Origin of the sequence: Paraburkholderia sp. JPY419 (genome assembly GCF_050435705.1) — a bacterium.
Classification (GTDB): domain Bacteria; phylum Pseudomonadota; class Gammaproteobacteria; order Burkholderiales; family Burkholderiaceae; genus Paraburkholderia; species Paraburkholderia youngii.
Genome location: NZ_JBNDKV010000003.1, coordinates 664,508 through 678,310, shown reverse-complemented (window position 1 = coordinate 678,310; position 13,803 = coordinate 664,508). Strand labels below are relative to the sequence as shown.

Below are 13,803 nucleotides of genomic sequence, written 5' to 3'. Positions count from 1 at the left end.
GCCGCGCGGTTTACAACATCGATAGTGCGGCAGTGCGACGGGGCTGTCGCCAGTCGATGCCCTCAAGCAGCATCGACAGTTGCGCGGCGCTCAGATGGACCTTGCCACCGTCGGCCTTGGGCCATATAAACCGGCCTCGTTCAAGCCGCTTCGCTAGCAGCCAGATTCCATCCTCCGAGGCCCAGAGAATCTTTACCAGATCGCCCCGACGGCCCCGGAAGATGTAGACGTTGCCGCCCAGCGGATTCTCCCCAGGCGCTGTTTGCACCTTCGCTGCCAACCCCTGGAACCCGCATCGCATATCGGTGACGCCAGCAGCGATCCAGATGCGCGTGCCTGCCGGTAGGGAGATCATGAGCGCAGACTACCCAGCACGATCCGCAGCATATCGGCATCAACCAGGCCGTCCACTTTAACCACCGCACGACCGATCCGGATCTCGATCGTGCCGACCGGTGATACAGGCTTCGCGCCCTGCGCGGGCGCTTCTACCGGAGCTGACTCAATGACCTCCGTCGGCGTGTCGCTGAGCAAAACGACCGGAATGAGCCCGGCAGATCGAGCTTGCTGGTCGGCCAGATAACGCCGCCGCCAGGTGAACAGCATGTTCGCGTTGATGCCATTCTCCCGAGCCAGCTTCGCGACTGATACGCCAGGCTCGCAAGCTGCTGCTGCCAGTCGCTCACGCAGCTCCCGGGGGTAGTTCGGCCGCCCCGTTCGGGAACCCGGCTTCTTCTCCGCAGACTGTGTCAAAGTGGTGCCCATCAGATTGGAAATGATGTGCATCACTTTGATGTCGCCCTCAGCCACTGTCTATAACGGCCGGCACGAGCCGCTTACGATGTGGGTCCGCTTTAGCCATCTGGAAACTGCGCAAATCCCTCCAGATAGGTTTCCTACACGTTCGTAGGAAACATAGTCGCTCGTTACTCCCATGCAGTGCGACCGGGTGGTCATACTGCATCAAAGGGTGCATCACTTTGACCATCCCCTTTGCAATGCGGCATCAACCGAATAGGCCGCGGCGTCGCGAGCATCCGATCCGATAGTGTGCGCGGTCGACGACGGCGCTGTTCGAAATAATCTTTCATCAGCCCTGCAAGGGAGGCGCGTTTCACGACCCCCGGTGAAAATGACCCGAATCGTCGAGACCACCGATTCGGTGGTTCGGGAGAAATCGGTTGGCGAGCCTCGCGGGTTAAGTCGGCTTTCAAATCTGATTTCTCGGAAGGAATTGAAATAACTTGTGTTTTAGTAAATCCCGATCCGTTTGATCTGCGCCAATACATATCGCATAAATCGCGGGTAAACGTGCAATTCCTTAATATGATGGATCATGCAATATCAAACTCCATCATAAAGAGCGGGGGTTTTATGGCGCAGCGTATTCAGGTTCTCTGCATCAGGAAGACAAAAAAGCAGAGTAGGCACGAGGCCATTTCGCATATCGGCGGAAAGAACCCCGACGGGAGCCGGTGGAAAATCAGCGAGAAAGACGCTATTAACGGGATTGAGACGGGTAGGTGGAGCTTCTATGTTGTCAGAGGTGACCAGACTGCTGATGTGCTCGTCTGGCAAACCCCGCAAGGCCAAAAATTCCTCAGGACGGGGCACGACGTGACCACTGCGGACAACCTTCTCAGCCTGCCCCAGTGCCGGTAAATGCTTATCGTTGAGCATGGCGAATTCGACGGGCCGGCCACCGCTTTGAGGCGTCTTGGCCAACTCGCGTTTCAAACGCGAGTGGATTAAGCGGGGAAATCTCACTTATTGTCGAGCCCCCCCATTTTAGGGCCCTCGTTTCGTTCAACATGGCGAATTCCGTCGACGAAGACGGAGCGGGACGGAAATCGTTACCCTAGGGGTGTCCGCCGTGGTTTCACGCCTCGCAGCGATCGATTATGTCCGGCTGCCGAAAGGGCGAGCCAGTCGTTTGGCTTGGTCAGATTTAAAATCCGGGCAAGGCGCGCTGCAGACCGGGCTGGAGAGTTGCGAATTGAAAATTACTCGCCTTCCAGCGGATCGCGTTCACCGAGTGCCTCGTCAATTAGCCGCCTGACTCGTCGCATGGCTTCGCCGACGGCCGCAGTTGCGGGGTGCACCGAGTGGTAATGCTCCGGTTTTGCGAGCGGCGCGCCGGTGCGCACGTCGTCCCGGTGGGAAAAGATGCGCTCGACAAGCAGCGTGACATTGGAGCCGCCGCGTACGTCGTTGCGCGCTGTCACCGTGATGCTGAAGCCTCGGTGCGTCTGTCTATCGAACATGTCATGTCCCGGCGGTACAAGCGATAGGTCAAGTCTAGCTCAGTGGGTATCTGGTTCTTCGCGCGACCCGGGCTCCCAAAGTGTGTGCCCAGGTCTCGGCCGCACTGAGTCGGGCAGCATCCGGCAGCCCCTGACAAGCCGAACTGCCGGCAGACCGTCCCGGATATTTTGCGGAAGTGGCATGACGACTAGAGCCTCACCAAGCATTTCTCACACTCAAACGCTGCTGCGGGGTTCGGGTGCCCGCAGCAATAGCACGTCCGTTTGCGTTCCGGTTGGAGCTCTGATGGAGCCTTGGTCGGTACCTCGCCTGGTGTCTGTTGCTGCTGCAATGAGAGCCCTTCAATGCGAGCCTGCTCGGCTGCCGCGCGAAAGCGCCGTCGTACCTTTCGCGACTGCGATCCCAGATCGCGCGCGCTTCGGCTGTCAGTGGCGCGTGTAGCCCAAGGTCCGTCGTCACCGACGGATCGAAGCCCGCCGTGTCGTACACCATGATGGTCTCTTTAAGCGCGATCTTCAGTGCGACAACAGCACTGGCACGGTCATCGACTCTAGCATCGTGCGCGTTGCGCCTCCCAGTACGACTTCGTGCAGGCGGGAGTGCGCGAACGCGCCCATCACGATCAGGTCGCAGCCGAGCTCCGACGCCTGCGACAGCAAAGCATCGCCGACCGGCGTGTCGTTTTCGATGGTCAGCTCGCGCGCGTCGATCTTCACGCCGTGACGCGCGATGGTCAGCGCGATGTCCGCGCCGGGAATCCGGTCGCGCGGCGGTTGATCGCTGGGCGAATGGACCGTCAGCAGCGACACCTTCGCGGCATGCGCGGGGAACGGCAGCGCGTCGTGGATCGCGCCGGTGGCTTCACGGCTGCCGTCCCACGCGATCAGCACGTGCCGGACCGGCGACGCGACGCGCCCGCTCGACGGCACCACCAATACCGGCCGTCCCGCCGACAGCACGACGTGCTCGACGAACTGTTCGGCGACGACCGCCTCGGGGTCGACCGGATCAGTCTGTCCGAGCACGATCAGATCGGCGAGACGGGCGTACGGCGGCACAACGTCGTTCGCATAGCCGTCTGCGGTGATCCACTGACCTTCGACCCTTGCACGCGCGAGTTCGGCATGAAAGAGCCGCTCGAGGGAGCCGGCCTTTTCGTGGCGCTGGCGCTCGTGCTCCGCGTAGTACTCGGCAGTGCCGGCCATGACGAAGAACACGTGGCGCGGTGGCACATAGGTCGAAAACAGACCGGTCAGCCGCGCGTGAAACCGGGCAAGCTGCAATGCGATCTCGAGGCGCGGATGCGCGCGAACGCTCGTATCGAGGTCAACGAGAATGCTTTTGTAGCTCATCGTCAAGGCTCCCTGACAGACCGTGTGGAAACGGGCGCAGCCCGTAGTGACATTTAGTCTATGGTCCAGCCCGGCACGACTGTTGACGCAGATCAAGCATCGCGGATGCCGCACGCCAGTTGACGTGGGTCAATCGCTGCCGGCCGAGCTCAATTACTCTGACACCACCGCCCGCAAGTCGAATCTTGATCGAAGCGTCATCGCATCGCGAGCTGGCACGTTCGCAGCGCATGACGCTCAATTGGCGGATGAGGTGCCCAATGTCCGATGTCGGAGAAAGCATATGTCCGAGCGTTGCAGGTTTCGCATCGTCTATTACTCGCGAACCGGCACAACGCGGCGTGATGCGGAGCTGCTCGCGTCCAGGCTGGACGCCGACATCAAACCGATTCGCGAACGCGGCGGTCCGGAACCGCGTAACGGTGCACGCGGTTTCGTCGGATCGTTGATCGATGCGCTGTGTCATCGACACGCCCGAGGTCATCCCGGCGCTGCTCGACGTCGCAGCGTATGACCTCGTCGTCGTTGGCGCGCCCGTCTGGGCGCGTGGCGCGTGCGCGCCAGCTCGGGCGTGGCTGGAATTGCACGGCCCGCAGGTTCTCCGGCTCGCGCTGTTTTGCTGCGAGGGCGCGTTCGGCGGCAAAGAGGCGCTGAAGCAGATGTCTGAGGCGGCGGGCAAGGCGCCGCTTGCGACCTGCGTGTTTACCGGCAGTGAGCTGTATCGACGCAAAGACGGCGTCAAGCGCGACGCGTTCGCGCAGAAGATCAGGTCGAGAATGGCGGCGCGCCGCGAGATGGAGTGGCTAGTGTAGCGGAGAGTTCAGGCTCGCGGTCGAAAACGTTGCGACTCGACGCAGCGAGCCGCGCAACGCGTCGAAATCGGTGCGCGGATGAAGATGCACAGGCGTTCCGTCCGGAGCCGTGAAAGCGGGCCTATGCTGGGTGGGATGAATCATGTCCGCGAAGTCGAACGGAAAACGGAGACGCGCTGCGTTGTAGCGCTGGGCCGCTTCATTGTAGCGCTCGCGCGCGAAGGCGATCCGCCCCGCGGACGAGGCGAGCCGCGACCGCAGCGCGTGGAACGCCGGGCTCGCTTTCAGGCGGCGGATGCCCTCGCATGCGATCAGCAGTTGCGAGATCGCGTCGGTCAGATCGCGTGCGCGACATCGAAGCGTTCGAACGAAGCGGGCGAGTCGAGCAGGGCTGGCGACGCATGCAGATCCGCGACCGCCGTGCGCGACCTACCTATCTGCGCGAGCGCCGGCGCATCCGGCGACAGATGCTTGGGGCCGAGCAAGACCGCTTGCTCCGTCAGTTCGAGCCGTTCGTTGTAGAGATCCAGCACGTCGGCAAAGGCCACGGCGACTTCGCGATCGGCAGCCGGCACCATGTCACCCCCGCATCCTGACATGCAGAGCAGCGCGAACAGAATCGAAACGATCAGGGCGGGTCTCAAGGTCGTCCTCGCCGGGTAGTGTGGATGTGGCCGGGGCCATATTCATCGCAGCGTAGACGCGTGGCAGTGGCATCGCTTGATCGCCGTCAATGGCATGTTTGATCAGGATCAGTCTTCATGCGCGACGAGCCGCTATGTTTGCAGACACCCGGGAAGCGATCGTCACGGGACGCGACGCGGTCGTCGATGTCGAGTTCGCGGCGCAGGAGTTGCGGTCGGCCGGGTTCAGACGCGACAAAGACTGGAAACCCGATGAGCAGCAAACCCAGCGAGATCGACAAATGCATTGGTTCGGCGGCCACACCGACACCGGCGCGGTCATGAAGCGCGCCGCGTGCTGGATCTGGGTGTCGATCCTATGTCTGGTGCTCGTTGCCGGATGCGCGAGCACCGCGCGCGAGGCGGCCTTCCGCCGCGAGGAAGTCGCGCCGTTCGAGGCGCGTCAACAGGCCTGTGTGCGTTGCGAACCGACGGTCGATTGCGAGTCGGCATGGGTACGTACGCGCGCGTTCGTCGCCACGCATTCCGCGAGCCGCATCGTCCGCGCTGACGATACGCTGATCGAAACCGCGTTGCCGCATTCGTTCGGCTTCGTGTATCTCGCGGCGCCGAAGGGACGGCTCGACGAAGATCACGCGCTAATTCAACTGAAAGCGATGTGCCGTGGCATGTACCGCACCGACGGCAACTTGAGCGTGATGTATTGGACTTGTGCGAACGCGATCGTCGCGGTCGAGGATGAGTTCCGCGCGTTTATGAGCGAAGCGAAATGACGAAATTCAGCGAGCTCGAATTCGTACCAGTGCACGGGATCACTCCGCCGAATCAGTCCACAAAGCGCGTGACCACACAACGTTGACCTGTATCAAATAGGTGGCCGGCCGTATGCGTATCTTGAGCTTGAGGCGCAGCGCGTAAATGCTCTCTATGACGGCAAAACCATGTTCCGCGATGCGCCCGACGAGAGCGACGGGGCTCGGCAAACGCGCGGAATAATCGATTAGCACGATGAAGGCCATCAGTGAGTCGGGCCCGACGATCGTGGCAACCAATACCTGCAATTCCGGCACGAGGTGTGTCTGCCCGATTTCGGTCATGGTTCGATGCGTCCAAAGCAATGAAAAGATGAAAAGACGAATAGCCCGACGATCCAGCGAATCACGTTGTTTCGAAGCAGGGTGGTCGCAATCATGCGTGGGGTGTATTGTCGCGCCTGCGACCTCAATTGCGACGAGCAACGAGCCGAAGGTAAAGACCAGACATGAAATTGAGTGTGAAGACCCGGTCCAGGATGGCGTGCGCTTCTTCCATGCTGACGTCCAGGAAGCCATGCCGTAGATCGCATCCACCGCGCATCTGTTCGTCGGCGGTAATGACGGCGACGGCAATGACCTCGACCATGCGTTCGTGCAGCGACTTCGCCGAGAAGCCGCCGAACACGACCGAACACGACCGAATGCGGCGCGCCAATGCGCGCGCACGCCTGCATCGCGACGACACCTTCGATCGACATCGGCAGATAGATCATCACGCGATTGCCGCACGCGATGCTGCGCGCGCAACCCATTCGCCAGGCGGCACACGCGCGCATGCAGTTGCCGGTACGTGATGGTCGTCACGGTGCCGTCGTCGGCCTCGAAAATGATCGCGATCTTGTTGGCGTTGCCGTCGTGCAGATGGCGGTCCAGGCAGTTGTACGACGCGTTCAGCAGACCGTCGTCGAACCATTTGAAGAGCGGTGCGTTCGATTCGTCGAGCACCTTCGTGAAGGGCCGGTGCCAGCTCAGATGCTCGCGCGCGAGCCGTGCCCAGAAGCCGCTCCGGGTTCGCGGGACGTGGTTCCGCCACGTTGAACGCGTGCCGGCGATTAGCGCGCGGTTTGTTTGAGCGCTGAGCCGTCTCACAGCGGCACCGCTGGCAACGGGAGTGGCGTCGCGTCGCGAGATGCTTGGGCACACCAAGAAAATGACCGCTATCCCCTGCCTTTCGTCGCGATTGACTCAGGTCAATGACTCCGCTTCACGGAGGAATACAATAAGCCTGCGGCAAACGACGCTGTCCACGGACGGTGCCGCGCTGGGTGTCCGGACAATACTCGGAGCGGGAGGGGGAGGATCGGCATCGGGATGCAGATTGTCTATCTCGGCTTCGCGGGTGCCGCGCAGCTCGAAGCGGAGGCGGGTGTGCAGCTGGGTGCGTCTTGCGCGGTTCGGGGCGCTCGTGTCGAACTGCCATCTGGCGATTGAGGCGTTGCGCCCGGATCGCGCCAGCCCGCATTACGACGTGCGACTCGATCTGACCACTCCCGCGCACGAATTCAGGTCCATCGCTTATTGCGCCGGCGAGAACGCCGAGGCGGCGATCCGCGGCGCGTTCGATCTCGCGGAACAAGAACTCGAAGCGATCGCAGCTCGAGCGCGCAAACACTGAACGACGATGGCCCGACAAACGATGTTTCGCGCGACGCGCGCTTGACCGCGGACGGTGCTGGATCGCGAACTGCTGCAAAAGACGATCGAAGGCCCGCCGGTGCACTGGACCGGGGCTTGACGTGGATCAACGACGCAAAGCCGCGCGCGACTACGCTGAAGGTACCGTTTCACGGTGCGGACCAGCGTGAATGCGCAAGACGGCAACGGCATCTGATTCACCCCGTGCATTGCGCAACCCGGCGGCGACATTGCAGGCCGGATTGCAGTCGGTCAATTGGGCCATTTCATGGCCTGCTTATCTAAAGGAGAAGGGCTATGAGCAATCTGACGCGTTTTGATCCGTTTTCGGCGGATCCTGTTTCGGAACTGTTCCAGGGATTTTTCCGGCCAATGCGCTCGATGCTGACGACACAGGACACCGAACTCGCATCGATGAAGATCGACGTGACGGAAAACAACGGAGCCTATTCGGTGAAAGCTGAACTGCCCGGCGTGGACAAGAAGGATATCGACGTTCAGATCGACGGGCGCGTCGTTTCGATCAACGCAAAGGTCGAGCGCAACAAGGAGGAAAAGGAAGGCGAACGCGTGATCCGTCGCGAGCGTTACTCCGGCACGTTCAGCCGCTCATTCTCACTCGGCGGTGAAGTCGATGAGGCCAATGCCAAAGCCGAATACAAGGACGGTGTGCTGTCGTTGAGCCTGCCGAAAAAGGCGTCGAGCGAGCACAAGCGTCTGACGGTCAACTAGAAACCAGCGACCGAGTCTGAACGATCAAGTATGGCGCGCCATCACGGGCGCGCCCTTTGTTTTCCCGAGCCCTCGCCTCAATCCGCTAAAGAGCTGAGCTTCGTGCCGAGTGCGCCAACGGTCTGCGCGAGAATCGGCAATTTGTCTTCTTTCAACCCGAGCGGGTCGGCGAGCAGGCGGTGATTGATCCAGCCGCGCACCACGTTGCCCAGCCCCGCGGACGCGCAAGACGTCGCGAGCGGGTGATCCGCTCTACGAGCCCGATCAGTTCGAGCGCGCGCATCAGGCGCGCAGCATTGAGGCGTCCCGCCGTGAGCGGCGGAGTGTCCGCGCCTCAGGGCAGTGCCTCGCAAATTTGTATTCGACAGGCTCCGCCCGGATCGTTGAGCGTCATCAGCACGTCATAGAAACGGGCATGGCGTCGGCCGCCGCGGTACCGAAAGCAGATTTTCGTGGCGTCATTGCGCACGACGGATACTCCGGGGTGGTTGAAGGGCGCGGCGCAGCGGAAACCGTGTACCGACGATTCCGATTCGAACGCATGTTGCGCCGGGAATGTTTGACGTCTGTCAATTCGCAATCGATGGAAGCTCAGCAAGCAACGAATTCAGGCACATCACCGGGCAACGACGAACCCTAGGGTCGACGAGTTAGCGCCTCGGGTCCAAGCGACCGGAGGCCGCTCGCTCGATGCTCGCCTCGACGATCTCGAGCGGCAACGAGACCGTGATCGCAAAGCCCTGATCCGGCGCCGTGCGGATCTGCAGATCGCCGCGGAGAGCCCACGCGTGCTCGCGGGTTCCCAACAGGCCGAACGAGTCCACCGCCGGTCGCTCGCTTGGCGAGCTGCCGCAGCCGTTGTCTGCAACGTGAACAACTCAATGCGGTCTCTTGCGCAGTATTTCAAGCACCACTTCGGTCGCTCGCGCGTGCCGGGCGCCGTTCGTCAGCGCTTCCTGAACGATCCGGAACACAGCTGTGTCGCGGTCGTCGTTGAAATCGATGTTGTCGACAATGCGATGCGAGACGCGCACGCCATGTTGCTCCGAAAACCGGTTGACGAGCCATTCGAGGGCTGGGATCAGGCGATGCGCGACCAGCTGATCGATGAGTTTGTAGACGTTGGCGAGGTCAGCCGCCCCTGCCGGGCTATCGCTGCCCTTGATCGACGCATCGACCCTCGCGCACGCAATCTTCAGCGCGACGAGCTGCTGGCCGAAATCGTCGTGCAATTCCCGATAAGCGCCTCCCGGATCAGCAAGGCATCGGTCGGACTATCTTCGACAAGGAGAATTCGCAGATGCTGGGGTGTGTTCATGGCTTGGCGGCGGCAATGTCACGACGCTGAACCAGAAGTCGTTGATTCTGCGCAGGACATCGACGAACATCGTAAAGTCGACTGGCCTGGTGAAGTAGCAATTGGAATGTAATCCGTACGTTTTTGCAACGTCTTCCTCCGAACTCGACGTGGTGAGCACGATGACGGGAATACCATCAGATCGGGATCGGCTTTCAGTTCATCAAGGACTTCCCGGCCGCTTTTTTTCGGCAGATTGAGATCGAGAATGATCAGGCCGGGACGGGGCGCGTCGTGATGCCGACCGGTGCGGTGCAGGAAATCCATGGCTTCGGCGCCGTCCTGCACGACGTGCAACGGATTGAGCACCTCCTAGTCCCCGAGTGCTTCGCGCGTCATCAACACGTCGGTAGGACTGTCTTCGATCAGAAGGATGTGCACGGGATTGCTCGTAACCTGTGACAGCATTGGCGAGCGCTGCCATCCAGCTTCGCATTCAGCGTGAAAAAGAAGGTCGATTCGCCATCTGGCCCGGATTCCACCCAGATGCGCCCGCCATGCTGTTCGACGATACGCTTGCATAGCGCGAGGCCGATTCGCGTGCCAGGGTATTCGGCACGCCAACGCAAGCGCTGGAAAATCATGAAAATGCGTTCGAAGTACTGCGAGTCGATACCGATTCCGTTGTCCTTGACCGAAACGATCCATTCGTCTCCTTCACGGCGGCGCCGATGTCGATCCGTACCGGTTGATCGAGTCGCCGAAATTTGACCGCGTTGCCGATGAGGCAGCAGAGCGAGTTGCGTCGGAATACCCATGACCACGGGGGGCGCATCGCGATTGATCTGCGCGTGAGATTCCTGCAGCACGACGCTCAGACTTTTGAGCGCCTGGTCGAGAGCCGTCGCGCAGCTGGCCAGTTCCTGCGTGGCGCCAGGTGTTCCGACGCGCGAGCACGCAAGCAGATCCTCGATGAGCTTCTGCATGCGCGTTGCACCATCTACCGCATGTGCGATGAATTCGTCCGCGGGGGCATCCAGTTGCCCGTGATAGCGGCGCTGTGGCACTGAAGAGGCTCGGCGACGGCGCGCAACGGCTCCTGAAGGTCGTGCGACGCGACGTAAGCGAATTGCTCGGGATCGTGGTTGGAACGCACGAGTTCTTCGGTACGCCAGATAAGTTCCTGCTCGGCACGCTAGCGTTCGGTGACATGATCGTTCCTCTTACTGCGACCCGTTCAGCGTACCGGAGCGCCGTCTCGCGTGATCTGAACCGCAGTCGCCTCGACGTAGTCGACGCGTACGCTATCGCCCGCTTCGAGCCCGTTGAGCAACCCGTCTGACGACGCCTGCAGCACCACAGTGCGCGTCGGTCCGCGCAACGTTAGCTGACGCTTGCCGCGATCGATCTGCACCACGGTGACCACTGCCTCGACGCGGTGTAGGGCAAGGGAGGCGCCGAGCGATGCGCCGGTGGTGAATCCCTTGTCGATGCGCTCGCGGATGCCGCTTGAGTTGGACTTGTCGGCCCGCAGCAACAGCGCGCGGTTGAACGTGACGGCGACGGTGTCGCCCAGCCGTAGTTTTTGCACATCTCCGATACTCGGGTCGACCACCACGTCGACGGGTTCGCCGTTGTCTTCGAGGAGCGTCATGCTGTTTCGTCCGGGATCTATCGCGAAGACGACCGCGTTCGCATGCGTGACGCTGCTGCCCGAGAAGAGCTTGCTGGGGGCCGCCTGGGTTGTGGCTTCTTCCGCTGTTGCCGCGCGCGGCGGTGCTGCGGCGAATACAAGTCCTGCCGTGACCCCCAGCAGTCCGCATTGCCATCTGTGTTTCATCGTGTAACCCCCGCGCCGTTCAACTCAAATGCGATTGTTCACGCCGCCACGTTCGAAGAACGTGGACGGCGCAATACGTCTGTTCACACCAGCGAGCAACTGCGGCGCGTATGCAAGTTCGGCCGACCTCGCGCGGACGCGAGGATGAACGCACGCGAGCGACACGACGACGGAGGACCCTGGCAGTGCGAGAAATCCTATTAGCAAGATCCGTTTAAGCATGCTGAGCCCCGTCTGCGCTTCACGCACGGTTTCATCCTAGGGCCTCGCGCGCCAGTGCGGTTGATACATGTCAATGGCGATACGGATCTGATGCGAAGGCATGCTGTGCGGCACCAGGCGGCAAGGTGCACACTTGACGCAAATCCGAATGCCGTTCGACAATTGACGCACGCATTGCGCTGTATCGCGGAGTTCGAGACTGAGCGCGCGAATCACGTCCAGCAACCGGTTCTGTGGGGCCGTGACGTGAACCGTTCGCAGTTCGGCCTGCTTTTGTGTCATGAGCGTCTCCTGATGCTAGCGTCGTGCGTGCCTTTCACGCGCGAGCCGCAACGCCCAGATCAGCGCAAGCATCAACGTGTCGGTGCGGTCCACAGCAACGACGGTATTGGCGAACATGACGTACCTCACGCAAGCTGTGCGGATTCGGTTCGACATCAGCACCGGCACAGTTATCGATTGCAGCAGCGCGCGCGTAACGCCGCCGCACACTGCTTCGTGCCAGCGCGCGTGACCGTATACGGCCATCAGGATCAGGTCGCAGCCCTGAGCCTGCGCGGCCCGACAGCAACTTGCTTCCCACGCGCTCTCCGGTGGCGCCCTCGAGTTCGAGCACGTCGATGACCGCGTCGTGACGGGCGAGCGTACGTGCTATGTCCGTGCTCGGGATGCGCGCGCCACGCGGCGCGTCCGCCGGTCCGTGCGCCGTCACGAGGATGTCCTGTCGCGCGGGGGAAACGGCAGGGCGTCGTGAATGGCGGGGGTCGCCCTGCTATCATCATCAGCTGTTCGCCCACGTGATCGTGGATGTATGTTTCGGGGGCGTTCGGGTTCGACTGGCCGGCGATGATATGGTCAGCTAGACGCGCGTACCGCACGATGCTACACATGTCGCTCGCGTCGCCGCATCGGAATTGACCGGCGACATCTGCGTGTCGCCACGCGGCGTCGAATAGATCACGCAAAGCCGCTCGCTGCTGATCGCCCTGCCGCATCACTTCTGCTTGCATGCCGGCCGCGCCCGGTATCGCGGAGATTATGTGAGTATCTGGGATCGGCGTGATGTTCCGGCCCCACCAGCTGCGCATCAAACTGCCGGGCGACGAGCAACGCGATCTCGAGGTGCTGCCGCGCGGCCTGACTATCGTCCAGATGGACCAGCAAGTTGTGGTAGTTCATCGCATAGCAGGAGCGTCACTATCGGGCAGATCAGCGGCGCGCTGTCCACTCATTGCCGTCCTTGGCGTAACGCCGCTTGACTGCCGCCCATGCCACGCGATGCGCGCTTTTGTCGTGATGCGTATCGGCTGCATATTGCTCGTATGCAGCGTTAAATGCAGCCCAATAGATCTCCTGCGCGTGCTGCGGCAGATGATCCTAAACCGAGTCGAGTAGATCGGCATTGCTGAAATAGGGCACTTCGTTCTCTGCTCGAAGAGTCGGCGTATGCGTCGCGTGCAGGGCGGTAGCTTCGAACTGGGTCAACATGAATGCCTCCCGTGGTCGCAATCGCGAGAGCGCCACCGGGCCGCCGGCATCCGGCAGTGGCGGACAAACTGGGGTCATGGCCAGTTGCAGATGACCGCTGGGATGAAAAAAACTTGACGCTCGAATAAAAGGATGAGCACCTGCGAGGGACAGGTATTGACGTGTGTTAATGATGGAGCATCGGGACGTCCGCACCATATTGCTGTCGACCATGCAGCGAATCGTGTGGTGATACTCAGGATCCAAGTACGCGGTCACAACCCGGACTTCGAATGGCCAGATGAGTCCGACTCGCCATGTGGTGTTCCCCGTTCCACCCACAACCTTCGCGACGAAGTGGCTTCCGGTGACCGGCTGGTCGAATGAGTATCGTCGGCCGCGATAGTCGTCTGTGATTTGTCCATCGGCACGCAACGTCCATTCGTCGTAGCTGCCGACATGGTCGTTATCGCTGAGATACGGCGTTTCCGCAATTACGAACCACTTTCCCATGTAGCGTTGCAGGTCGATCGGCGGACCCGCGACACAGACGCCCGGCAGCCGCAAGAAGGGCCTGGCCCGCGCGCTTCGGTACTACATGCTGGCCACCTACTCGCTGGCGGACATCAGCTCGGTCGAGGGCTACGAAGGGTTGAAGAACTACGTGGGTGCCTTGCTCGTAAGCGACCAACTCGCAGACTCGTTCAATACGAAATGCACAC

Annotated in this window: 19 protein-coding genes and 5 pseudogenes; 7 read left to right on the top strand and 17 right to left on the bottom strand. The window is 61.3% G+C overall.

The window, feature by feature from the left end:
• Window positions 1-10: 10 nt before the first annotated feature.
• Window positions 11-355, bottom strand: a complete 345-nt coding sequence (gene tnpB, locus QFZ91_RS26865) for an IS66 family insertion sequence element accessory protein TnpB (protein ID WP_429557025.1) — start codon at window positions 353-355, stop codon at window positions 11-13.
• Window positions 352-810: an IS66-like element accessory protein TnpA gene (gene tnpA / locus QFZ91_RS26860; RefSeq protein ID WP_429522482.1), complete on the bottom strand. Its 459-nt coding sequence runs from the start codon at window positions 808-810 to the stop codon at window positions 352-354. The genes tnpB and tnpA overlap by 4 nt, the downstream gene beginning before the upstream one ends.
• A 516-nt stretch (window positions 811-1,326) precedes the next feature.
• Between tnpA and QFZ91_RS26855 the strand changes: the two genes are divergently transcribed.
• On the top strand, window positions 1,327-1,662 hold the full coding sequence (locus tag QFZ91_RS26855; protein ID WP_368719078.1) for a DUF3892 domain-containing protein: 336 nt from the start codon (window positions 1,327-1,329) through the stop codon (window positions 1,660-1,662).
• 341 nt (window positions 1,663-2,003) lie between these two features.
• Here the strand turns inward: QFZ91_RS26855 and QFZ91_RS26850 are convergent, their stop codons facing one another.
• Together QFZ91_RS26850 and QFZ91_RS26845 are read right to left on the bottom strand one after the other, a co-directional pair.
• Window positions 2,004-2,264, bottom strand: a complete 261-nt coding sequence (locus QFZ91_RS26850; protein WP_176369991.1) for a hypothetical protein — start codon at window positions 2,262-2,264, stop codon at window positions 2,004-2,006.
• A gap of 516 nt (window positions 2,265-2,780) precedes the next feature.
• On the bottom strand, window positions 2,781-3,617 hold the full coding sequence (locus QFZ91_RS26845) for a universal stress protein (RefSeq protein WP_429568994.1): 837 nt from the start codon (window positions 3,615-3,617) through the stop codon (window positions 2,781-2,783).
• Between the two features lie 452 nt (window positions 3,618-4,069).
• Between QFZ91_RS26845 and QFZ91_RS26840 the strand changes: the two genes are divergently transcribed.
• Window positions 4,070-4,429, top strand: a complete 360-nt coding sequence (locus QFZ91_RS26840) for a flavodoxin family protein (RefSeq protein ID WP_255215352.1) — start codon at window positions 4,070-4,072, stop codon at window positions 4,427-4,429.
• On the opposite strand, the gene QFZ91_RS26835 is transcribed toward QFZ91_RS26840, so the two are convergent.
• The gene (locus QFZ91_RS26835; RefSeq protein WP_255215353.1) at window positions 4,421-4,717 is read right to left on the bottom strand and encodes a LemA family protein; all 297 of its coding nucleotides are present in this window, start codon (window positions 4,715-4,717) and stop codon (window positions 4,421-4,423) included. The genes QFZ91_RS26840 and QFZ91_RS26835 overlap by 9 nt on opposite strands.
• Window positions 4,718-4,764: 47 nt before the next feature.
• A complete protein-coding gene (locus QFZ91_RS26830; protein ID WP_255215351.1) occupies window positions 4,765-5,073 on the bottom strand; it encodes a hypothetical protein in 309 nt (102 codons plus the stop codon).
• Window positions 5,074-5,207: 134 nt separating this feature from the next.
• Between QFZ91_RS26830 and QFZ91_RS26825 the strand changes: the two genes are divergently transcribed.
• On the top strand, window positions 5,208-5,846 hold the full coding sequence (locus tag QFZ91_RS26825; RefSeq protein WP_429568993.1) for a hypothetical protein: 639 nt from the start codon (window positions 5,208-5,210) through the stop codon (window positions 5,844-5,846).
• A 39-nt stretch (window positions 5,847-5,885) separates the two neighbouring features.
• On the opposite strand, the gene QFZ91_RS26820 is transcribed toward QFZ91_RS26825, so the two are convergent.
• The gene (locus QFZ91_RS26820; RefSeq protein ID WP_429568992.1) at window positions 5,886-6,170 is read right to left on the bottom strand and encodes a hypothetical protein; all 285 of its coding nucleotides are present in this window, start codon (window positions 6,168-6,170) and stop codon (window positions 5,886-5,888) included.
• A 247-nt stretch (window positions 6,171-6,417) separates the two neighbouring features.
• A pseudogene (locus QFZ91_RS26815) lies at window positions 6,418-7,040 on the bottom strand (AMP-binding protein); the annotation flags it as partial.
• A gap of 159 nt (window positions 7,041-7,199) precedes the next feature.
• On the opposite strand from QFZ91_RS26815, the pseudogene QFZ91_RS26810 reads away from it, so the two are divergent.
• The 3 genes and pseudogenes from QFZ91_RS26810 to QFZ91_RS26800 all read left to right on the top strand — a co-directional run bounded on the left by QFZ91_RS26810 (window position 7,200) and on the right by QFZ91_RS26800 (window position 8,255).
• Window positions 7,200-7,503, top strand: a pseudogene (locus tag QFZ91_RS26810) (hypothetical protein).
• A 190-nt stretch (window positions 7,504-7,693) separates the two neighbouring features.
• The gene (locus tag QFZ91_RS26805) at window positions 7,694-7,843 is read left to right on the top strand and encodes a hypothetical protein (protein ID WP_176369988.1); all 150 of its coding nucleotides are present in this window, start codon (window positions 7,694-7,696) and stop codon (window positions 7,841-7,843) included.
• Window positions 7,821-8,255, top strand: coding sequence for an Hsp20/alpha crystallin family protein (locus QFZ91_RS26800; protein WP_368719075.1), 435 nt, complete (start codon window positions 7,821-7,823; stop codon window positions 8,253-8,255). Before QFZ91_RS26805 ends, QFZ91_RS26800 begins: the two co-directional genes overlap by 23 nt.
• A 77-nt stretch (window positions 8,256-8,332) precedes the next feature.
• On the opposite strand, the pseudogene QFZ91_RS26795 reads toward QFZ91_RS26800, so the two are convergent.
• The 6 genes and pseudogenes from QFZ91_RS26795 to QFZ91_RS26770 all read right to left on the bottom strand — a co-directional run.
• A pseudogene (locus QFZ91_RS26795) lies at window positions 8,333-8,482 on the bottom strand (SagB/ThcOx family dehydrogenase); the annotation flags it as partial.
• A gap of 423 nt (window positions 8,483-8,905) precedes the next feature.
• Window positions 8,906-9,079, bottom strand: coding sequence for a hypothetical protein (locus QFZ91_RS26790; RefSeq protein ID WP_368719074.1), 174 nt, complete (start codon window positions 9,077-9,079; stop codon window positions 8,906-8,908).
• A 54-nt stretch (window positions 9,080-9,133) separates the two neighbouring features.
• Window positions 9,134-9,487 (bottom strand): sensor histidine kinase, encoded by a 354-nt coding sequence (locus QFZ91_RS26785; protein WP_429568991.1) that lies wholly within the window; start codon window positions 9,485-9,487, stop codon window positions 9,134-9,136.
• A 42-nt stretch (window positions 9,488-9,529) separates the two neighbouring features.
• Window positions 9,530-10,020 (bottom strand): annotated as a pseudogene (locus QFZ91_RS26780) (response regulator).
• Window positions 9,978-10,747 (bottom strand): annotated as a pseudogene (locus tag QFZ91_RS26775) (sensor histidine kinase); the annotation flags it as partial. The pseudogenes QFZ91_RS26775 and QFZ91_RS26780, both read right to left, overlap by 43 nt.
• Window positions 10,748-10,789: 42 nt before the next feature.
• On the bottom strand, window positions 10,790-11,206 hold the full coding sequence (locus QFZ91_RS26770) for a hypothetical protein (protein WP_429568990.1): 417 nt from the start codon (window positions 11,204-11,206) through the stop codon (window positions 10,790-10,792).
• Between QFZ91_RS26770 and QFZ91_RS26765 the strand changes: the two genes are divergently transcribed.
• Window positions 11,205-11,399, top strand: coding sequence for a hypothetical protein (locus QFZ91_RS26765; protein ID WP_429568989.1), 195 nt, complete (start codon window positions 11,205-11,207; stop codon window positions 11,397-11,399). The genes QFZ91_RS26770 and QFZ91_RS26765 overlap by 2 nt on opposite strands.
• A 1,172-nt stretch (window positions 11,400-12,571) precedes the next feature.
• On the opposite strand, the gene QFZ91_RS26760 is transcribed toward QFZ91_RS26765, so the two are convergent.
• Genes QFZ91_RS26760 through QFZ91_RS26750 form a run of 3 tightly spaced genes read right to left on the bottom strand, consistent with a single transcriptional unit; the run spans window position 12,572 to window position 13,648 of the window.
• A complete protein-coding gene (locus QFZ91_RS26760) occupies window positions 12,572-12,793 on the bottom strand; it encodes a hypothetical protein (RefSeq protein WP_368719056.1) in 222 nt (73 codons plus the stop codon).
• Between the two features lie 30 nt (window positions 12,794-12,823).
• Window positions 12,824-12,985, bottom strand: coding sequence for a ChaB family protein (locus QFZ91_RS26755; RefSeq protein ID WP_368719057.1), 162 nt, complete (start codon window positions 12,983-12,985; stop codon window positions 12,824-12,826).
• Between the two features lie 6 nt (window positions 12,986-12,991).
• Window positions 12,992-13,648, bottom strand: a complete 657-nt coding sequence (locus tag QFZ91_RS26750) for a lipocalin family protein (RefSeq protein ID WP_429568988.1) — start codon at window positions 13,646-13,648, stop codon at window positions 12,992-12,994.
• Window positions 13,649-13,803: the final 155 nt, after the last annotated feature.